17 protein-coding genes are annotated in these 21,794 nt (G+C 29.3%); 12 read left to right on the plus strand and 5 right to left on the minus strand.

All coding sequences use genetic code 11. The features are described 5' to 3' along the window. Nucleotides 1-37 precede the first annotated feature (37 nt). A complete protein-coding gene (locus ABY863_RS00545; protein ID WP_372792256.1) occupies nucleotides 38-1,204 on the minus strand; it encodes a class I SAM-dependent RNA methyltransferase in 1,167 nt (388 codons plus the stop codon). Between the two features lie 192 nt (nucleotides 1,205-1,396). On the opposite strand from ABY863_RS00545, the gene ABY863_RS00550 reads away from it, so the two are divergent. The 3 genes from ABY863_RS00550 (at nucleotide 1,397) to ABY863_RS00560 (ending at nucleotide 3,465) form a co-directional block, all read left to right on the plus strand. Further along, the gene (locus tag ABY863_RS00550; RefSeq protein ID WP_372792258.1) at nucleotides 1,397-1,918 is read left to right on the plus strand and encodes a hypothetical protein; all 522 of its coding nucleotides are present in this window, start codon (nucleotides 1,397-1,399) and stop codon (nucleotides 1,916-1,918) included. 150 nt (nucleotides 1,919-2,068) lie between these two features. Further along, complete coding sequence (locus ABY863_RS00555) at nucleotides 2,069-2,797, plus strand: cyclopropane-fatty-acyl-phospholipid synthase family protein (RefSeq protein WP_372792260.1); 729 nt, start codon at nucleotides 2,069-2,071, stop codon at nucleotides 2,795-2,797. Continuing rightward, on the plus strand, nucleotides 2,794-3,465 hold the full coding sequence (locus tag ABY863_RS00560; RefSeq protein ID WP_372792262.1) for a ZIP family metal transporter: 672 nt from the start codon (nucleotides 2,794-2,796) through the stop codon (nucleotides 3,463-3,465). The genes ABY863_RS00555 and ABY863_RS00560 overlap by 4 nt, the downstream gene beginning before the upstream one ends. Here the strand turns inward: ABY863_RS00560 and ABY863_RS00565 are convergent. Further along, nucleotides 3,462-5,660: a RecQ family ATP-dependent DNA helicase gene (locus ABY863_RS00565; protein ID WP_372792264.1), complete on the minus strand. Its 2,199-nt coding sequence runs from the start codon at nucleotides 5,658-5,660 to the stop codon at nucleotides 3,462-3,464. The genes ABY863_RS00560 and ABY863_RS00565 overlap by 4 nt on opposite strands. Before the next feature lie 186 nt (nucleotides 5,661-5,846). On the opposite strand from ABY863_RS00565, the gene ABY863_RS00570 reads away from it, so the two are divergent. From ABY863_RS00570 to ABY863_RS00600, 7 genes are all read left to right on the plus strand, one after another. Continuing rightward, entirely contained in the window at nucleotides 5,847-6,812 is a 966-nt protein-coding gene (locus tag ABY863_RS00570; protein WP_372792266.1) for an SIS domain-containing protein, read from the plus strand. Nucleotide 6,813: 1 nt separating this feature from the next. Further along, the gene (gene tatC / locus ABY863_RS00575) at nucleotides 6,814-7,641 is read left to right on the plus strand and encodes a twin-arginine translocase subunit TatC (RefSeq protein ID WP_372792268.1); all 828 of its coding nucleotides are present in this window, start codon (nucleotides 6,814-6,816) and stop codon (nucleotides 7,639-7,641) included. Further along, nucleotides 7,634-7,990: a carboxymuconolactone decarboxylase family protein gene (locus ABY863_RS00580; protein ID WP_372792270.1), complete on the plus strand. Its 357-nt coding sequence runs from the start codon at nucleotides 7,634-7,636 to the stop codon at nucleotides 7,988-7,990. The genes tatC and ABY863_RS00580 overlap by 8 nt, the downstream gene beginning before the upstream one ends. A 26-nt stretch (nucleotides 7,991-8,016) precedes the next feature. Beyond that, nucleotides 8,017-8,751 (plus strand): LPS export ABC transporter ATP-binding protein, encoded by a 735-nt coding sequence (gene lptB / locus ABY863_RS00585; RefSeq protein WP_372792272.1) that lies wholly within the window; start codon nucleotides 8,017-8,019, stop codon nucleotides 8,749-8,751. 16 nt (nucleotides 8,752-8,767) lie between these two features. Next, on the plus strand, nucleotides 8,768-9,682 hold the full coding sequence (locus tag ABY863_RS00590) for a glutaminase (protein WP_372792274.1): 915 nt from the start codon (nucleotides 8,768-8,770) through the stop codon (nucleotides 9,680-9,682). 115 nt (nucleotides 9,683-9,797) lie between these two features. Continuing rightward, complete coding sequence (locus ABY863_RS00595) at nucleotides 9,798-11,381, plus strand: OstA-like protein (protein ID WP_372792276.1); 1,584 nt, start codon at nucleotides 9,798-9,800, stop codon at nucleotides 11,379-11,381. Beyond that, entirely contained in the window at nucleotides 11,362-12,549 is a 1,188-nt protein-coding gene (locus tag ABY863_RS00600) for an aspartate aminotransferase family protein (protein ID WP_372792278.1), read from the plus strand. The genes ABY863_RS00595 and ABY863_RS00600 overlap by 20 nt, the downstream gene beginning before the upstream one ends. A gap of 345 nt (nucleotides 12,550-12,894) precedes the next feature. Here the strand turns inward: ABY863_RS00600 and ABY863_RS00605 are convergent, their stop codons facing one another. Further along, complete coding sequence (locus ABY863_RS00605; RefSeq protein WP_372792280.1) at nucleotides 12,895-13,452, minus strand: redoxin family protein; 558 nt, start codon at nucleotides 13,450-13,452, stop codon at nucleotides 12,895-12,897. 223 nt (nucleotides 13,453-13,675) lie between these two features. Here ABY863_RS00605 and ABY863_RS00610 point away from each other — a divergent pair, with 223 nt between their 5' ends. Both ABY863_RS00610 and ABY863_RS00615 read left to right on the plus strand, forming a co-directional pair. Then, nucleotides 13,676-16,618, plus strand: a complete 2,943-nt coding sequence (locus tag ABY863_RS00610; RefSeq protein WP_372792282.1) for a TonB-dependent receptor domain-containing protein — start codon at nucleotides 13,676-13,678, stop codon at nucleotides 16,616-16,618. 235 nt (nucleotides 16,619-16,853) lie between these two features. Continuing rightward, nucleotides 16,854-17,282 (plus strand): energy transducer TonB, encoded by a 429-nt coding sequence (locus tag ABY863_RS00615; protein ID WP_372792284.1) that lies wholly within the window; start codon nucleotides 16,854-16,856, stop codon nucleotides 17,280-17,282. Nucleotides 17,283-17,348: 66 nt separating this feature from the next. Here the strand turns inward: ABY863_RS00615 and ABY863_RS00620 are convergent, their stop codons facing one another. Both ABY863_RS00620 and glgB read right to left on the minus strand, forming a co-directional pair. Next, nucleotides 17,349-19,745: a glycoside hydrolase family 31 protein gene (locus tag ABY863_RS00620; protein WP_372792286.1), complete on the minus strand. Its 2,397-nt coding sequence runs from the start codon at nucleotides 19,743-19,745 to the stop codon at nucleotides 17,349-17,351. A 138-nt stretch (nucleotides 19,746-19,883) separates the two neighbouring features. Beyond that, nucleotides 19,884-21,791: a 1,4-alpha-glucan branching protein GlgB gene (gene glgB / locus ABY863_RS00625; protein ID WP_372792288.1), complete on the minus strand. Its 1,908-nt coding sequence runs from the start codon at nucleotides 21,789-21,791 to the stop codon at nucleotides 19,884-19,886. Nucleotides 21,792-21,794 lie beyond the last annotated feature (3 nt).

Genomic DNA, 21,794 nt, shown 5'->3' on the forward strand with positions numbered 1-21,794 from the left:
AAGCTTTTTTTATATCAATTAATTTAAGAAGTAACAATTATAAAAGTTTATTCTTTTTTGCTTTTTTACTTCCTGCATACATATCATATCTCACAAATTTACAATCCAAATCTCCATTTTTCACAGGGATTTTTCTTGAAGTTCGCAAACCTACGTACTTTAAAGCTTCCATATCTGAAGTTATAAACCAAACAGTAGAATCTGGATATCCATTTTTAAGTGTATCACCAATTTTTTTATAAAACTCTTGAACATCAACATTTAATCGTTCACCATAAGGTGGATTAAATAAAATGGTTGTTTGCCCAAATACTTCTTTCATTGAATTAAAGAAATTCACGTGATGTATTCCTATAAATTCTTCTAAATTTGCATTTTTAACATTCTCTTTTGCCTTAACAACTGCAGATGGCGCTTTATCAAAACCCATTATTTTAAAATGAGAACTTCTAATTTTTTTCAATAAAGATTCTTGAATGGTAAAGAATAAATCTTCATCATAATCCTCCCATTTCTCAAAACCAAACTCTTTTCTATTAATATTTGCGGGTATATTATTAGCAATCATAGCAGCTTCAATTAAAATGGTACCAGAACCACACATAGGGTCAATAAAATTACATTCACCTGTATATCCTGAAAGTAACACCAAACCAGCAGCCAAAACTTCATTTATTGGTGCAATATTAGTTGAAGTTCTATAACCTCGTTTATGCAAAGAATCTCCCGAGCTATCTAAAGAAACCGAACATAAATCTTTTTGAATATGCACATGGATTTTAAGATCGGGATGCTGTACATCAACATTGGGTCTTTTACTATATTTATTTCTAAAATAATCTGCAATTGCATCTTTTGATTTTAAAGAAATATAGTGAGAATTTGTAGTGAAATTATCTGAATTAACTACCGCTCCAATAGAGAAAGTACTATCAACATTCATATATTTTTCCCACTCAATTTGCATTAGTTTTTTATACAAATCATCTTCATGCGCCACTTTAAAGCGTTTAATAGGCTTTAAAATTCTAATGGCAGTACGCAAAGCAATATTAGCCTTGTACATAAAACCCTTATCACCTCTAAAAGAAACACTTCTTACGGCTGATTCAACATCTTGAGCACCAAGATTTTTAAGTTCAGTTGCCAATAATTCTTCAAAACCAAACATTGTGGTGGCAACCATTCTAAAATCACTATTCATATTTTATAATTTTTGCAAAAATACGGAAATATTAAGTTTAATGTGAGAATTTCAATTTTTAGAAACATTTAATTTTAAAAAAACTCAGAAAACCAATAAATTGATTAGAAATTAAATTGATAAATTGGCAATAAAGTCTATTCATTTACCTTTTTTTTGTAAGTTAGCCAGAATTTAAAAAATATAGAACTTATGAAATACATTTTATTTTTAGCAGTAGTACTAGTATCATTAACTGTTAATGCTCAAGCAGATCAAATATTTAAACATAACGGTGAAGTTGTTGAAGGAAAAGTAATACGATTGGAAGAATATACAATTGTTTTTGTTTATGATGGTGAAGATGCTGAAAATACAATAGGAAAGTATGCAATTGAGAAAATTGTTTATGGTAAAAGTGGACGTGTTGAAGAAGTATCAGAAAAAATTGTAATTAATAGTGATAAAGATTGGGAGAATGTTGTTGTATTAGAAGACAAAAGTTACATCGCTGGTTTAACAAAAGTAGAAGAGATTAGAGGTAAAACAGGGTTAATTAATTTTCAAACAGGAAATTCAGGAGATAAAAAAGCAGAAAAAAAATTAAAAATCGCTGCAGCCAAATTAGGTTGTCAGTTTATTTTAATGACATCTGATAAAACTACCGTTGGTGCTAATTCAAATATGTTAGGCGGTACTCAAGCAATAAAAAAAGGAATAACCTATAAATACTAGTTTATCAAATTCAAAAAAAAAAGTTGCTTATGGCAACTTTTTTTTTGTGATATAGTTGCTTTTCGAATTTAAATAATAATGGTTTAAGAAATATTGAATTAAGTATCTAATAACTATTCAATTCCTTACTTTTGTTTGGAATTTATAATTATGACTAAAAACAAAGAATGGTTTGCTTCGTGGTTTGACACAAACTATTATCACATTTTATATTCCCACAGAGATTATTCTGAAGCTCAAGAGTTTATGAAGAATATTGTTGCTTTTTTAAATTTAAAAAAGCAACATGTTTTATTAGATTTAGGCTGCGGTAAAGGAAGGCATTCCATCTATTTAAATTCATTAGGGTTTACCGTTGTTGGCGCCGATTTATCTAAAAACAGTATTTCAGAAGCAAAACAATCTGAAAAAGAAGGTTTGAAATTCATTGAACATGATATGAGGAATCCATTTAACTCAACATACAACGCTATTTTAAATCTATTTACAAGTTTTGGATTTTTTGAAGATGACGCTGAAGATATCGCTATACTTCAAAATATAAAAAATGGTTTAAAACCCAATGGGATTGCTATTATAGATTTTATGAATGTAAAAAAAGTAATAGCGAATTTAGTTGTTGAAGAAGTTCAAATTATTGAAGGAATCTCATTTAAGATTAACAGATATATAAAAAACGGCTTTATTATAAAGGAAATTAATTTTGATGCAGACGGCAAACATCATACTTATTTTGAAAAAGTTAAAAGTTTAGATTTACCAAAAATAAAAACATATTTGAATTCTGTTGATTTTAAAATAAAGCATACTTTTGGTAATTACCAATTAGAAGATTTTAACGAAGAAACTTCTGATAGATTAATTTTAGTTTTAGAATGACATATATTGCTCTTATTTTATCAGTTTTAGTAGGTATTTTAATTGTTTTTGGTTTAAAACCAAGCAATAAAACAGCTCAATTATTATTAGCATTTAGTGGTGCTTATTTACTATCTATTACAATTCTACATTTATTTCCAGAAGTGTACTCAACTGAAATTTCAAATATTGGATTATTTATCCTCTTAGGTTTATTATTTCAACTAATATTAGATTTTTTCTCAAAAGGAGCAGAACATGGTCATATTCATGTGCAACAAAACATGGTATTTCCCTGGGCATTATTTATAAGTTTAAGTATTCATGCTTTTATGGAAGGAATTCCATTAGCGCACAATCACCATCATGAATATTTATTATGGGCTATTGTAGTTCATAAAATTCCAATTGCAGTTATTTTAGGAACCTTTTTTGTAAGCTCAAATATTAAAAAAATAAATGCTATACTTTTTTTAGTATTATTTTCTTTAATGTCTCCTTTGGGAAGTTTAGCTGGTGAAAATATTCTATTTTTAACTACTTATAAAACGGAAATAACAGCCATAATTATTGGAATATTTTTACATATTTCAACCATTATATTATTTGAAACTTCAAAAGATCATAAGTTTAATCTTTTGAAGTTTATTGCTATACTTGTTGGTATGTTTGTTGCTTTTTTAGCTTAATTAGCTACTTGACTAATAAATTTTATACGCATTAAACGTAATTCTTCATAGTCATATTCACCATCAAATTCATCCATAGCATCTTGTATTTTATCACTCTCCGACTCCATAAAATAATTAAAAATTTCCTCTTGCTGATCTTCATCTAAAAGTTCATTAATACAGTAATCTATATTTATTTTTGTCCCACTATAAACAATCCTCTGCATTTCTTCAATAAGGTCTTCAAAGGTTAAACCTTTAGATTTTGCAATATCTTGAAGCGGTATTTTTCGATCTGTATTTTGAATGATATATAATTTTAAACTTGAATTTACTCCTGTACTTTTTACTATAAAATCATCAGGTCTCAAAACATCATTTTCTTCAACATATTTAGCAATTAACTCTATAAATGGCTTTCCAAATTTTTTGGCTTTTCCTTCTCCTACACCATAAATATTTGTTAATTCATCCATGGTTATTGGATATTTTAAAGCCATATCTTCTAATGAAGTTTCTTGAAAAACTGCATATGGAGGTACCCCATTTTTTTTCGCTACCGATTTTTGTAAATCTTTTAATAATTTAATTAAAACTTCATCTGCAGAACCACCACTATTACTTGTGTTAGAAATAATGGTTGAATCATCTCCTTCCTCATAAATATGATCTTCAGTCATCATAAAAGATGTTGGTTCCCCAATATAGTCTATTCCTTTTGTTGTAATTTTAATAACACCATATTGTTCAATCTCTTTTTTAATATATCCTGCTACTAATGCTTGCCTAATTAAAGCCATCCAATATTTATCAGTCTGGTTTTTGCCACACCCAAAAAATGGCTGATTATCTGTTTTATGAGATTTTAATAATGCATTTATCTTACCAATAAGTGTATTTACAAGCTCTTTTGATTTATATTTTTGATTTGTTTTTAAAACAACTTCTAGCAAAATTTTCAATTCGTTTGTAGCTTCGTGCTTTTTCTTCGGATTTCTCATATTATCATCCATATCAGCACCTAAACCTGTTAAAACATCAAATTCTTCACCAAAATAATGCAATAAATATTGTCTTCTTGACATAGAAGTTTCTGCATATCCTACTACTTCTTGTAAAAGTGCATTTCCAATTTCTTGTTCTGCAATTGGTTTTCCAGATAAAAACTTTTCAAGTTTTTCAATATCTTTATAGGCATAATAGGCTAAGCAATAGCCTTCTCCGCCATCACGTCCTGCTCTTCCTGTTTCTTGATAGTAGCTTTCTAAACTTTTAGGCATATCATGATGAATAACAAAACGAACATCAGGTTTGTCAATTCCCATTCCAAAAGCAATGGTAGCAACAACCACATCAATATCCTCCATTAAGAACATGTCTTGATGTTTTGATCTTGTTTTACTATCTAAACCTGCATGATAAGGAACAGCTTTTACACCATTTACTTGAAGCACTTGTGCAATTTCTTCTACTTTTTTTCGACTCAAACAATAAATAATCCCAGATTTGCCTGTATGTTGACGAATAAACCGAATAATATCAGAATTTATATTTTTTGTTTTTGGACGAACATCATAAAATAAATTAGGACGATTAAAAGAAGCCTTAAAAGTAGTGGCATCAGACATCCCAAGTGTTTTTAAAATATCTTCTTCCACTTTTTCAGTAGCCGTTGCTGTTAAACCAATAATTGGCACTTTGTCTATTTTTTCAATAATAGCACGAAGATTTCTATATTCTGGCCTAAAATCATGTCCCCATTCAGAAATACAATGTGCTTCATCAATGGCTACAAATGAAATAGTTTGCTTTTGTAAAAATTCAATATACTCCTCTTTTATAAGAGATTCAGGAGCTACATACAATAACTTAGTAATTCCACTTTCAATATCATTTTTTACTTGAGTTACTTCCGTTTTATTTAAGGAAGAATTAAGTACATGAGCTATTCCATATTCAGAAGAAATTCCTCTAATAGCATCTACTTGATTTTTCATTAAAGCAATTAACGGAGAAACTACAATTGCAGTTCCTTCCTTAATTAAAGCTGGCAACTGGTAACATAGCGATTTACCTCCACCTGTTGGCATAACAACAAATGTATCATTGCCTTTCATTATGCTTTTTATAACATCTTCTTGTAACCCTTTGAATTTATTAAATCCAAAATTCTTTTTCAAAGCCTCATGTAAATCAATTTCTGTGTTACTCATTATACTTTTTAAATTATCTAAACAAGGTTAAATTTTCAACTAAATTTATAGTTTCATTCTTAATAAATTAATAAACTTAACAAATTATATTTATTTTTAATTAGTTTAATCAATTTCTAATTAAATAAATTTATTTTTGTTAGCTAATAAATATAAAACATTTTTTTAATTCAAAAACCTATTCTTTTGAAAAATAAAAATAAAATCTTAGAAAATGCGAAACAAACTATTTTAGCTGAAAGTATTGCTATTGCTAATTTAGTAAATTTTCTAGATGATAACTTTGAAAATGCTATAAATTTTATACATAACTCAAATGGTAGAGTTATTGTAACTGGTATTGGTAAAAGTGCAAATATAGCAACTAAAATTGTAGCTACATTAAATTCTACTGGTACACCAGCAATATTTATGCATGCAGCAGATGCTATACATGGAGATTTAGGGATTATCCAAAAAAATGATGTTGTTATTTGTATTTCTAAAAGTGGTAATACTCCTGAAATAAAAGTTTTGTTGCCCCTAATAAAAAATTATGGTAATAAAATTATTGCAATTACTGGCAATGTTGAGTCGTTTTTAGGAATAAACGCTCATTTCACATTGAATTCTTATGTTGAAAAAGAAGCATGTCCAAATAATTTAGCACCAACATCAAGTACAACAGCTCAATTAGTAATGGGTGATGCAATAGCTGTTTGTTTATTAGAATTAAATAATTTTTCGAGTAAAGATTTTGCAAAATATCATCCAGGCGGTGCTTTGGGTAAAAAATTATATTTAAGAGTTAGTGATTTAATTGAAAAAAATGAGGTGCCTCAAGTTTTAATTACTACATTAATTAAAGATGTAATTATTGAAATATCAAAAAAACGTTTAGGAACAACAGCTGTAATTGAAAAAAATAAAATTGTTGGTATCATTACTGATGGAGATTTAAGACGTATGTTAAAAGATAATTCAGATATTAGCCATCTAAAGGCAAAGGATATTATGAGTAAAAATCCTAAAACAATACAGGTTGATGAAATGGCTATAACTGCATTAGAAACAATGGAAAACAATAATATTACTCAAATATTAGTTGAAGACGGTACAAAATATGTAGGTGTTGTGCATTTACATGATTTATTAAAAGAAGGAATTTTTTAAGATGGCGAAAAAAATAGTACAAGAAAAAGATATGTCGTTTTTAGACCATGTAGAAATACTAAGATGGCATTTGGTTCGCTCTGCGGCTGCCATTTTTATAGTTTCTATGGGGGCTTTTTTAATGAAAGATTTTATTTTTAACAAAATAATCTTTGCACCAAAAGATGCGAATTTTATTACATACCGATTCTTTTGTAAAGTTTCAAAGATATTTGGAACTGATGGATTATGCATCACCGAAATTCCATTTAAACTACAAAGTTTAGATATGGCTGAACAATTTAGCGTTCATATTTGGGTGTCAATTACTGCAGGTTTCATTATTGCTTTCCCTTTTATTATTTGGGAATTTTGGAAATTTATTAGCCCTGGTTTATATACAAAAGAGCGTAAAGGAGCTTTAAGTTTTATTATTATTTCTTCTTTTCTATTTTTTATAGGAGTTCTATTTGGCTATTATGTAATAACTCCTCTTTCTGTAAATTTTTTAGGAAATTATTCTATTAGTGATAGTGTTGAACGTAACATTCAAATTGGATCTTATATTTCATTAGTAAAATCTTCTGTATTAGCTTCTGGTCTAATATTTGAGCTTCCTATAATCATGTATTTCTTAACTAAAATGGGACTTATAACTCCAGATTTTTTAAAAAAATATAGAAAACATGCGTTGGTTGTAGTGTTAATTTTAGCAGCAGTAATTACTCCTCCTGATATTATTAGCCAAATAATTGTTGGTGTTCCTATTATGATCTTATATGAAGTTAGTATTATTATATCTAAAATAGTTATTAAAAGAGAATTTAAAAAAGAACAGCAAAATGCCTAATCAAGTTGAAGAATTTAATACATATCGTATAAAAATGAACGATAAAATATTGGCTGAAGATAATAAAGTCATAAAAAGGATCTTTAATATAGATACCAACGCCTATAAAAAAGGGCATTTAGATGTTAAAACTAAAGAATTATTAGGTTTGGTAGCTTCTGCCGTTTTACGCTGTGATGACTGCATAAAATATCATTTGGAAACCGCCTTTAATGAAGGCGTCACTAAAGAAGAAGTTATGGAAAGCTTATCAATTGCAACATTGGTTGGTGGAACTATAGTTATTCCGCATTTAAGAAGAGCCTATGAATTTTGGGAAGAACTAGAAGCAACAAATAACCAAAATTAAATATTAAACAAAAACACAACAAAAAAGTGATTTTAAGAGCTGAAAATATTAAAAAGAAATACGGAAGTAAATACGTTGTAAACGGAATTTCATTAGAAGTTGAACAAGGTCAAATTGTTGGACTTTTAGGCCCTAATGGTGCTGGAAAAACGACTTCTTTTTATATGATTGTTGGAATGATTAAACCAAATGAAGGTGAAATTTATTTAGACAATCAACCTATCACTAAATTTCCAATGTACAAAAGAGCACAGCAAGGTGTTGGTTATTTAGCACAAGAAGCTTCTGTTTTTAGAAAATTAACCGTTGAAGATAATATTTTATCAGTCTTGCAATTCACTAATCTTTCTACTTTCGATCAAAAGAAAAAATTAGAATCTCTTATTGAAGAATTTGGTTTAGGTCATGTTCGTAAAAACAGAGGAGATTTGCTTTCGGGAGGTGAACGTAGAAGAACTGAAATTGCGCGTGCTTTAGCTTCAGACCCTAAATTTATTTTATTAGATGAACCTTTTGCAGGTGTTGATCCAATTGCTGTTGAAGATATTCAAAATATTGTAGCACATTTAAAAGATAGAAATATTGGTATATTAATTACAGATCATAATGTTCAAGAAACTTTGGCAATTACTGATAAAACATATTTAATGTTTGAAGGAGGAATTTTAAAAGAAGGAACTCCGCAAGAACTTGCTGAAGATGAAACTGTTAGACGTGTTTATTTAGGGAAAGATTTTGAGCTAAAAACACGAAAATTTTAATATTCTTTTTAGTTCTATGAATTATAAAAAAATATTTATTAAAATAGCAAATGAGTTAGCTACTTTTAAAGATAATGGTAATGTTGCCAATTATATTCCTGAATTAGGCACTGTTGACCCCAGTAAATTTGGTGTTCATTTAACAACAATTAATGATAAGCATTTTAATTTTGGCGATTCAAATGAGAAATTTTCTATTCAAAGTATCTCCAAGGTTTTATCGCTAGTAATGGCCTACAATTTTGAAGGTGAAAAATTATGGAAACGTGTTGGTGTTGAACCTTCTGGTACTGCATTCAATTCACTTATTCAGTTAGAAACTGATTTAGGAATCCCTCGTAATCCGCTAATAAATGCTGGTGCCTTGGTCATTTCAGATATTTTGGTAAGTCATCTTAAAAATCCTAAAAAAGATTTTATTGAGTTTGTTAGAAGAGTATCTGGCATTTCAACTATAGATTATTGCACAAGAATTGCGGAATCAGAAAAATCTACAGGTTATAGAAATACAGCTCTAATTAATTTAATGAAATCCTTCGGAAATATTAAAAACGATATTGATATTGTGATGGATTTTTACTTCAATTTATGTTCAATTGAAATGACTTGCAAAGAGCTTTCTCAAACATTTCTTTTTTTAGCAACCTATGGAATATCCCCTTATACTGAAGAACGTATTTTAAGTAAAAGTAAATCAAAACGTTTAAATGCTATTATGCAATTATGTGGTTTTTATGATGAAGCTGGAGAATTCTCATTTAAAGTTGGTTTGCCTGGCAAAAGTGGTGTTGGAGGTGGAATAGTTGCTATTTACCCTAATAAATATAGTATTGCAGTGTGGAGTCCAAAATTAAATAAAAAAGGAAACTCTAATAAAGGTATACAATTTTTAGAGCTTTTTACTTCAGAAACAAAAACTTCTATCTTTTAATTGTGAGCACTACATTTATATAACTTAATTAACTTCTTATACTCCATTTAATTTTAAGAAATTTTAAGAATATACTTCCTTCTTTTTCATTAGTTTTGTAGCAAATAAAATAAATTTGAAAAATATACTTTTTATTATTTTTATAGTATTTAGCATTGTAGGTTATTCTCAAACCAAAAGAATTAAAATTTTACATGCTGATAATACATTTGTAAAACCTGAATTTCCAGGAGCTACAATTTCCATGGGAAATGTTTTTGTAGAACATGATGGCGCTACTTTACGATGTGACAAAGCCTATATCTATAAAGAGAAAAACTTGATAAAAGCAATGGGTAATGTTGTTGTAAACCAAGGAGATACTATTTTTCAATATAGCAAATACACTGATTATGATGGAAATACCAAAATAGCAACATCATGGGGTAAAGTGTTCTTAAAAGATGAATTGATGGAACTTAGAACTGACACACTTCAGTTTGATAGAGTCAACCAGCATTTGTATTATAAAAGTGGAGGTACAATAAAAGACACTACAAATGTATTGACTAGTAAAATTGGAAATTATTATTTACAAACCAATAAATTTCAAGCATTTACAAATGTAGATGTAGTTAATAAGGATAGTAAATTAGTTTCAAATCATTTAGATTATTTTACAAGTACAGGAATTGCAGATTTGTTTGGTCCATCAACTATTACTAGTGAAAATAATAAAATTTATACTGAAAATGGACATCATAACTCAAAAACAAACATTTCCCATTTTTTAAAAAATTCTAAAATATTTTACAGTGATAGAACAATAGAAGGCGATAGTTTATATTATAATAAAAATATTGATTTCGCTTCTGCAACAGGAAATATTAAAGTAATAGATACCGTAAACAGTTCAGTAATTAAAGGTGGTTATGCAGAGTTCTTTAAATTAAAAGACTCTGTATTTATAATAGATAGAGCTGTGGCTATCTCAAAAATGGAAAAAGATTCAATTTATATTCATGGAGATATTTTATTGGTTACAGGAAAGGTTGATGAACGAATTGTAAAAGCTTTCAACCATGTAAAAATATTTAAATCCGATATACAAGGTAAATGTGACTCACTGGTAAGCAATGAAAAAACTGGATTAACAAAACTTTTTACAAACCCCGTTTTATGGGTAGAAGGCAATCAAATAACAGGTGATACTATTCATTTAATTTCAAACGCAAAAACTGAACAATTAGATTCTTTGAAAATTTTAAACAACGGGTTTATTATTAAGAAAGATTCTGCTGGATTTACCCAATTGAAAGGTAAAAATATGTACGGAAAGTTTGAAAATAATAAACTAAAATCATTAAATGCTATTGGAAATAGTGAATCTATCATTTTTTTAAGAAATGAAAATCAATTGCTTATGGGTATTGATAAAAAAAAATGTAGCAAAAACATATTCGTAGGATTAGAAAATAATGAATTTAGTTTTATTGATTATAATACTAATATTGAAGGAAAAACCTATCCACCTTCCGATTTTGAAAAATTACCACCAGAAGAAAAGTTATTCAAAAATTTTATTTGGAGAGAAGAAGAACAGCCTCTTACTAAAGATGACATTTTTAAGAGAGATGATACACCTATTAAAATAGAAGGAGAAAAAAAGGTAATTACTAAAGAAAAAATTAAAGATAAAATTGAAAAAAGAATTCTTTAAATATCAAGCCCAAACTTCTCCACATCCGCTAGCATTAGAAATCTCTCATGCAAATGGAAACTATGTTTATGCTACAAATGGAAAAGAATACTTGGATTTTATTGCAGGTGTTTCAGCAAATACATTAGGACATAATCACCCCAAAATATCACAAGCAATTAAAGATCAGGTTGATAAATATACACATGTAATGGTTTATGGAGAATTTATACAACAACCTCAAATAGATTTAACAAAATTACTTGCTGAAAATTTACCAAAACCTTTAGAAACCGTTTATTTAACAAATTCAGGTACAGAAGCAACAGAGGGAGCTATAAAATTAGCCAAGCGTTATACACATAGAAGCGAAATTATAGCTGCAAAAAACGGATATCATGGCAATACACAAGGTGCTATGAGTGTTTGTGGCGCTGAACAACAAAATAGTGCATTTAGACCCCTAATTCCCGGTATTCGATTTATAGAATTTAATAATGTTATTGATATTGGTAAAATTACAATTGCTACTGCTGGTGTAATTTTAGAAACCATTCAAGGTGGTGCGGGATTTATTGAACCTACACATAATTATTTAAAAAAAGTAAAAGATAAATGTGATGAAGTTGGTGCTCTACTAATTTTAGATGAAATTCAATCTGGTATTGGAAGAACAGGAAAACTTTTCGGTTTTGAGAATTACAATGTTATCCCTCATATTATTGTTGCAGGAAAAGGTTTGGGTGGCGGAATGCCAATAGGTGCTTTTATTTCTTCGCATGAAATAATGAGTTGCTTAAAACAACAACCCAAATTGGGTCATATAACAACTTTTGGAGGACATCCTGTAATTGCTGCTGCAGCTAATGCAACTTTATTAGAATTATTAAATTCAAACTTAATTGAAGATACTCTTCAAAAAGAAGAACTGATAAGAAAATTATTAGTGCATCCATTAATTACTGAAATTAGAGGTAAAGGATTAATGCTTGCAGCAATTGTTGAAACAGATGAAATAGCTTCTAAAGTTATATTAAATTGTATTGATAAAGGTTTGTTATTGTTTTGGCTATTATTTGAAGGAAAAGCGATTCGTATCACTCCTCCCCTTACTATATCTGAAGAAGAAATTTTTAAAGGTTGTAATCTTATCATTGAAGTTTTAAACGACATATTAGCTGAATACTAAGCACTTTCTTAACTAATTTTTAACACTAACTCATTTAAATTTAGCACAATAGTTAAATGTATGTTAATACAGTACCTTGCAATGCATATTAGCGTAACAAAATAAATAATTAAGCGTCATTTAAATAGAAACTAACAAATTAAAACTAATTATTATGACAACTTTAAATTTAAATCTTCCACAAGAAAACAAAAAAAGAGTAGTATTTGTAAATTTTGTAAACACAAAAAGATTACAATGGAGTAAATTTAGAAGATACGGATTTTAATAATAAAAAAAACGTATAAACACTTATGAAAATTTTTGTTTAAACCTGTAGCATCAACAAATAAATTGCTACAGGTTTTATTTTGAAATCAAATCATCTAAAAGATTTCGTATTTTAGTACTATTCCAATCAGCTGCTCCAACTTTAGAAATTAAAATATTTCCTTTTTTATCAATTAAATAACTTGCTGGAATACTATTTGTTTCAGTAAAATTTGTTAGTGGAGAACTTAACGAATTATAAACTGGCAAATCATATCCATTCTTATCAAAAAAAGGCTTTACAGTATTCCAATCTTCATTGGTGACAAACACAAAAGCTACTTTATCCCTATAATCATTGTATAATTTTTGAATCATTGGCATTTCTGCTCTACAAGGAGGGCACCAAGTTGCCCAAAAATTAACAAAAATTACTTTATTTTCAAACTCATTAAAATTAACACTTTCTATGTTTAAACCTTTTAAATCCCAATTGTATGATTTTAATGTTTCAACATTTTCTGTATTTTCTATTGTAGGAGCAAAAGCAATTTGACGCATACCCCACTCTCTTGTTGGAGGATATAACAATAAACCAATAGCAATTACAAATAAAACATTTGAAAGTACTTTCTTACTAAATAACTTATTCATATATCAATATTTAAATTCTTAGTGGGATCCATATCCATTTACTTACAAAAATAACAAAAATACACTACTAATTTCTGTAAATAATTTAAGACTAAATAGCCATTTATGCTATTACTGATTCTTAAACGCAATACAGTATATGTAATAAATGATACAATATTATTGTTAAAATGTTAAAGTTTTGTTATATATTGAGCGCATTAACTAACATAAATTAAAAAAAATGAACTCAAAAAAACAATTTTTATTAGCGATTTTATCGCTATTTACGATGGCAATTTACGCACAATCGTATCAAGTTTCGGGAACAGTAGTCGATTCAGACAGTCAACCATTACCAGGTGTTACTGTTACTATTGAAGGAACTTCAAGAGGAACGACAACAGATTTTGATGGTAATTATACTATTAAAGTTGAGTCAAGTGAAAATCTTATTTTTTCATATGTTGGATTTAATGATAAGAAATTACAAATGGATGGGACACAAATATTTAATGTTGTTTTAGTCTCTGGAGTTTCTTTAAATGAAGTTGTTGTTATTGGATCTAGGAATCCAAACAGAACAGCTGTAGATACTGCTGTACCTGTTGATATTATTGATGTTACAGAACTAATAACAGCTGGTCCACAAGTTAATTTAAATCAAATTTTAAATTATGTAGCACCTTCGTTTACATCAAATACACAAACAATTTCTGATGGTACTGACCACATTGACCCTGCTTCATTAAGAGGTTTAGGTCCAGATCAAGTTTTAGTATTGATTAATGGAAAAAGAAGACATAACTCTTCACTTGTAAATGTAAATGGTACATTTGGACGTGGTAGTGTTGGTACAGATTTAAATGCAATTCCTGCTGCTTCTATTGAGCGTATTGAAGTTTTACGTGATGGTGCAGCTGCACAATATGGTTCTGACGCTATTGCTGGTGTTATAAACATTGTATTAAAAAGAAGCACTGATGAATTAATATTAAATGTAACCTCCGGAGCAAATTTTTCAAAAAATGCAAACTCTCAAACTGGTGGAGTTGATGGTGAAACTACAAATGTAAGTGCTAATTACGGTTTACAATTAGGTGATAAAGGTGGTTTTATAAACTTCACAGGAGATTTTGATGTTAGAGAAGATTATAACAGAATGAAGGAATGGGAAGGTGATATTTTTAATACCTATAATACTATTGAAAGATTTGCTAATAATGCTGGATATGATTTATCTAAATTATTAGATGATGATGTCTCTGATGTAATTCAATATGGTAATGCTGCTGGATTAGGTTTAGATCCAAATGCTACAAAAACTGATTTAATTGGAATTAATGATGGAATAAACTCAGTAGCAGGTTCTTTAACACATCTTACCTTTAAAGATGGAATAATCAATGGAGTTGCTCCTAATGATAACACAACTGCTGAATTAGCTGCTCGTGGTTTAGAAAGAAGTGATTTTAATATGAGAGTTGGTCAATCTGCTTTACGTGGTGGTCGTTTCTTTGCTAACTTATCTTTACCATTAAATGATGATGGTACTGAATTTTACTCTTTTGCAGGTATTAGTTCAAGAGTTGGAAACTCAGCAGGTTTTTACAGATTGCCTAACCAAAGTAGAACTTATACTCCTGCCTATATTAATGGATTTTTACCTGAAATTAATTCTGCAATTAAAGACAAATCTTTTGCTGTAGGTATAAAAGGCAAAATAAACGATTGGGATGTAGATTTTAGTAATACCTACGGAAAAAATGAGTTCTTATATACTATTGGAAATACTTTTAATGCTTCTATGCAAAATGCATCTCCAACCACATTTGATGCTGGTGGATTTTCATTCGCACAAAACACAACTAATTTAGATGTTAGCAAATTTTATGATGATGTTATGTCAGGTGTAAACGTTGCATTTGGTGCTGAATACCGTGTAGAAAACTATGAAATAGTTGCAGGTGAACAAGCTTCATATGCTCAATATACTGCTAATGGTCAAGCAATTACTTTAGCTTCACAAAATCCTTCATTAGATTTCTTTGGTGCAGGAAGACCAGGGGGATCTCAAGTATTCCCAGGATTTAGCCCTACCAATGAATTAACAAGAGGTAGAAGTAGTGTTGCTGGTTATTTAGATGTAGAAGCTGATATTTCTGAAAACTTTTTATTAAGTCTTGCTACCAGATATGAAGATTATTCTGATTTTGGTTCTACATTGAACTTTAAAATAGCATCTAGAATTAAAGCTGGTGAAAACACCAATATTAGAGCGGCTTTTAACACAGGTTTTAGAGCACCTTCTCTACATCAATTAAACTTTAACTCAACATCAACAATATTTGATCAAAACGGAAACCCTCAAGAAGTAGGTACATTTGCTAATGATAGTAGAGCTGCAAAATTATTAGGAATTCCTCAATTAAAAGAAGAAACTTCTAGTAGTGTTAGTGTTGGTTTTACAACTAAAATTCCAGAAGCACATTTAACTTTAACAGTTGATGGCTATTTTGTATCAATTGATGATAGAGTTGTTTATACAGGACAATTTAAAGGGCCAGGTACAGGAACTGAATTAGATAATTTATTGGCTCAAGCTAATGCTTCTGCAGCTTCTTTCTTTGCAAATGCAATTGATACTGAATCTAAAGGAATTGATATTGTTGTTACACATGATGCTTTGTTGGGTAATAATGTAAAATTAAAATCTGATTTATCTGGTACATTTTCTAAAACTGTACAAGTAGGTGCTGTTAAAGCTTCAACCGTTTTAGAAAATGCAGGTTTAGTAGGTACCTATTTTCCTGAAGACAGTAGAGTTTATTTAGAAGAAGCAGTACCAAGAGCAAAAGTTAATTTATCAAATAGTTTAACTACAGATAAATTTAATGTTTTCTTAAGAAATGTTTGGTTTGGTGAAGTTACAGAAGCAACTACAACGGTTGCAAACCAACAAGTTTTTGGTTCTAAATTAGTTACAGATTTATCGTTTGGTTATAAAATGTCAGAAAGCACTACAATTACAGTTGGTGCAAATAATTTATTTGATATTTACCCAGACAGAGCTGATGCTGCTTATGGAAATAGAAGTGATGGTCGATTTGACTGGTCAAGAAGAGCACAACAATTTGGTGTTGGTGGTCGTTTCTTATTTGCAAGGTTAAACTTTGTACTTAAATAAAATTTAAACTGAGATTTCTTCAATAAAAGATACAGTTTCATTCATTTAAAACCCGTAGAGATTCATTTCTTTACGGGTTTTTTAGTATTCTAAAATAAAGTTTATACTTCCTGTAAAAATTCAGTATATGATATATATCACATCTACCTAAACCTTTAATACTGAACTTTATAGTAATTAATATTAATCAATATAATTAAGTTTATAAACACCTGATTTTTTAAACAAAATTAAAATGAGAACTACTTCAATTTTATTATTTTTAGTTTTTGTAACTATACAAATAAAAGCACAAAGTACATTAGCTTATACAGAAGATATTGCAGAATTAACTACTATTGAGCAACTTTTACTTTCGAAAAAAATAAATTCTCAGGCTGAATTTCCAGGAGGTAATAAAGAATTAGCAAAGTATTTAACCAAAAATATGAAATACCCTAGAAATTCTAGGAATTCAAGTTCTAGAGGAAAAGTAATTGTTTGCTTTTCAGTTGAAAATGATGGAAAAATAGCTAATGTGAGAATTGAAAAAGGGGTTAATAAAATTCTTAACAAAGAAGCTAAAAGAGTGGTTGAAAATATGCCTAACTGGAAACCTGCTTTTGAAAATGGTATCGCTATTAGTTCAGTACTTAAAATTCCAATAGTTTTTTTTAGAAATTAATTTTTTTAGACAAAAAAAAAAGCTTCTTAAAAAAATAAGAAGCTTTTTTTATATTAAATATGTCTTTTAACCTATTATATGTAACTCTCTAAACTCTTTTGTTATAACAAAAGTTATATTTCCATTTAGCATTTTAATATCAATCTCCTCATTGTCAACTTCTATACTCTTAATTTTAAATGGCAAACTGTGAATATTAATTTTGAAAGTTTCGTAAGTTGTAATAAACTTTCCTGATTTAAACTGTAATATTGTTAATGAATTTGTTTTTCCAACTAAGTTAAAATTTCTTAAGCTATACCTTCCTTTTTTATAATCAAATCCATCCTGTGCATCTTCAAAAACTTCAGAAACTTCTTTACCTTCTTTAAAATATACATCTAATTCTAGTTGCTCTATTATCTTTTCGCCAACATATTGCTGAATTGGATATTTAGGAATAATGGCACCTTCTTTTATAAAAATAGGCATACTGTCAATATCTGCATCCACCCATTTTTCTTCACCTCCAATTACTATTGAATTATCCCAGAAGTTATACCATTTTCCAATTGGAAAATACATTCTTCTACCTTTTGCATTTTGCTCTAAAATTGGACAGACCAATATTTTTTCACCAAAAATAAACTCATCATTTCTATAATTTGTATGCTGATCATGTTGATCAAAAAGCACTAATGATTTTAAAATTGGAATACCATCTTCTGTATATCTCCAAAAAGCAGTGTATAGATAAGGTAATAATTGATATCTAATTTCAATAAATTTTCTAACAATATCTGTCATAGTTGGCCCAAATGCCCAAGGTTCTTGATCTCCATGGTCTCCAGAGGAATGTACTCTAAAGAATGGATGAAATACACCTAATTGAACCCAACGCGTAAATAATTCTCCGTTAGGTTGTTCAGCAAACCCACCAATATCTGATCCTGCAAAAGAAAATCCAGACATACACATACGCTGTACCTGTATATTTGCCAACGCTAAATGATCCCAAGTAGCGACATTATCACCAGTCCAAGTTGAAGTATATCTTTGCGTTCCTGAGTATGCAGATCTAGTAATTACAAACGGACGTTTTGGATAAGAGAATTTTTTTAATCCATGATAAGTTGCTCTCGCCATTTGCATACCGTAAATATTGTGTGCTTTTCTATGACTACAAGGATTTCCATCATAATCATGACGCACATCATTTGGAAATGTTTTGCCTGGCACATCCATTACAGCTGGCTCATTCATATCATTCCAAACACCTTTTACTCCAATATCTTCAATTAATTCTTTAAATAAATCAGCCCACCATTCACGTACTTCTGGCTTTGTAAAATCAGGAAAATAACATTCTCCAGGCCAGACTTTACCTTTCATATAAGGTCCATCAGCTCTTTTACAAAAATAATCTTTTTCTAAAGCCTCTTTATAAACGCTATATTCATTATCAATTTTAATTCCTGGATCAATAATAGCTACTGTTTTAAATCCATCATCAGCCAATTCTTTAACCATCCTTTTGGGGTCGGGAAAATATTCTTTATTCCATGTAAAACATCTAAAACCTTCCATGTAATCAATATCTAAATAAATAGCATCACAAGGAATTTTTAATTCTCTAAACATATTGGTAACTTCTTTCACTTTTGCTTCTGGATAGTAACTCCATTTACATTGGTGAAAACCCAAAGCCCAAAGCGGTGGAATGTGATGTGGACGACCTGTTAAATCTGTATAATTTGAAACAACTTCAGACATTTCAGGTCCATAAATAAAATAATAATTCATTTCACCTCCATCTGCCCAAAAGCTGGTTACATTTCTTTTTTCTTGACAAAAATCGAAATATGATCTGAATGTATTGTCAAAAAATATTCCATAAGCCTTTTTATGATGTAAGCCAAGGTAAAATGGAATTGCCTTATATATTGGATCTGCACCTCTAACATAAGCATAAGAATCTGTTGCCCAATTTTCGAAACGTTTCCCTTTCAAGTTGATGTCTACAGGTTTATCTCCTAAACCAAAGTAACTTTCACCATCTAATGAAGTTTTAGACATTTTAACAATATCACCACCAAACTCATAACTTTCTTCCCAATGAAAACCTAATTCATCTTCACAAATAAGTGTTTTATCTTTCGCATCAAAAATAGCCGTTCGCAAATCTAATTTTGAAATATGACAAATTAATTTTGAAGTTGTTATAATATAATTGTTTTTATCTTCTTCAATTTCCAATTTATTATAGCCTTTACTTGCATACATTGTAATGCCATAAGAAAAATCATTTTCAAAAATGGATGAAGTAGCAAAACGAAATCTTAAAACACTGTCACGCTCCACAGTAACTTGAAGTGTAACATTATTTTCAGTTTTAAAATATAAAGTATCAACATTTTTTTTATAAAAAACTATTTTTGAAGGAAACAGGTTTCCCTTGTATTCTAATTCGGTATTTAAAATCATAGTTAGTAATATTTAAACGAAATGCAAACCTACTAAAATTAATAAATTTAAGCGCTCTCTTTTAATTAAAAAAACACCTATTATTTTATATTATCTATAAAATAATAGGTGTTAAAAATAAGACTGTTTATTTATATGCTATTTTATCTCAAAAACGGATATTCCTAATGGTGGTAACGTAATTTCCACAGTATATGGCCTTCCATTCCATGGTTGTTTTTTACTCGTAATTTGACGTTTATTTTCAATTCCACTTCCTCCAAATTTTTCAGCATCGCTGTTAAAAATTTCTTTTAATTTTACTTTAGCGGGAACTCCTACTTTGTACTTTTCAAGCAGTGCTGGTGTAAAATTACAAACAACTAATACATTTTGGGAAGCATCATTTCCTTTTCTTATAAATGAAATAACAGAATTTTCATTATCATCGTAGCTTATCCATTCAAAACCCTCATCTATAAATCCTTTTTCATATAAAGCAGGCGTTAATCTATAAAACTTATTAAGTTCTTTGTAATAATTTAATGCTTTTTTATGAGGTTCAAATTCTAATAAATTCCAATCTAAGCTACTTTCAAAATCCCACTCAGCATACTGCCCAAATTCACTTCCCATAAACAATAATTTTGTACCTGGGTGTGTAAACATATAACCATATAATAATCTTAAATTAGCAAAACGTTGCCATTCATCTCCTGGCATACGTCCCAAAATAGATTTTTTGCCATGTACAACTTCATCATGTGAAAACGGCAACATATAGTTTTCTGTAAATGCATACGCTAAACTAAATGTAATCTCATTTTGATGGTATTTTCTATAAATGGAATCTTTACCAAAATACTCCAAAGTATCATGCATCCAACCCATCATCCATTTCATTCCAAAACCTAAACCGCCCATAAAAGTTGGCTTTGTAACCATTGGAAATGCCGTAGATTCTTCAGCAATTGTTTGTACATCAGGGAAAGATTTATAAACTTCTTCGTTCAGTTCCTTCAAAAAAGAAATTACGGCTAAGTTTTCATTTCCTCCATATATATTTGGTTCCCATTCACCTTCTTCCCTTGAATAATCTAAAAATAACATTGAAGCAACCGCATCTACACGTAAACCATCAATATGATATTGCTCTAACCAGAAAATAGCATTACTAATTAAAAATGCTCTAACTTCGTTTCTTTCGTAATTAAAAATTAAACTTTTCCAATCTTGGTGATATCCTTTTCGTTTATCAGGGTGTTCATATAACTCTGATCCATCAAAATATCCAAGACCATGTGCATCCTCTGGAAAATGAGAAGGCACCCAATCTAAAATAATTCCAATTTCATTTTCGTGTAATTTATCAACTAAATATTTGAATTCATCTGGATATCCAAAACGAGAGGTTGGTGCAAAATAACCAGTAACTTGGTATCCCCACGAAGGATCGTAAGGAAATTCCATAATTGGCATCAACTCAACATGGGTAAAATTCATTTCTTTAACATACTTCACCAAATCATCAGCTAATTCAAAATAAGATAAAAAACGATCTTCTTCTAAATGCTTTTTCCAAGAACCTAAATGAACTTCATATACTGAATACGGTGCGTCTAAAGCATTATGTTTTTTTCTTATTTTTAACCAATTTTTATCTTTCCATTGGTAATTATCTTCCCAAACTATGGAAGCCGTTTTTGGTGGATGTTCAGAACGTCTTGCATAAGGATCTGCCTTTTCTGAAATATAACCATTGTTGTTTGAGTGAATTTTATATTTATAACTGGTTCCTTTTTCAATATTTGGGATAAATCCTTCCCAAATTCCTGAAGAATCCCAACGAACATTTAATTGGTGTTCACCATCTTTCCAATAATTAAAATCACCAATTACAGAAACCTGATTAGCTGTTGGTGCCCAAACAGCAAAATAAGTACCATCAATTCCATCAACAGTAGTAATATGTGAACCTAATTTTTCATACAATCGATAATGTTTACCCGCCTTAAAAAGGGAAATATCAAAGTCTGAAAACAGACTAAATGCTTTTACTTGTGCCATAAA

The organism is Lutibacter sp., assembly GCF_041562875.1.
GTDB lineage: Bacteria > Bacteroidota > Bacteroidia > Flavobacteriales > Flavobacteriaceae > Lutibacter.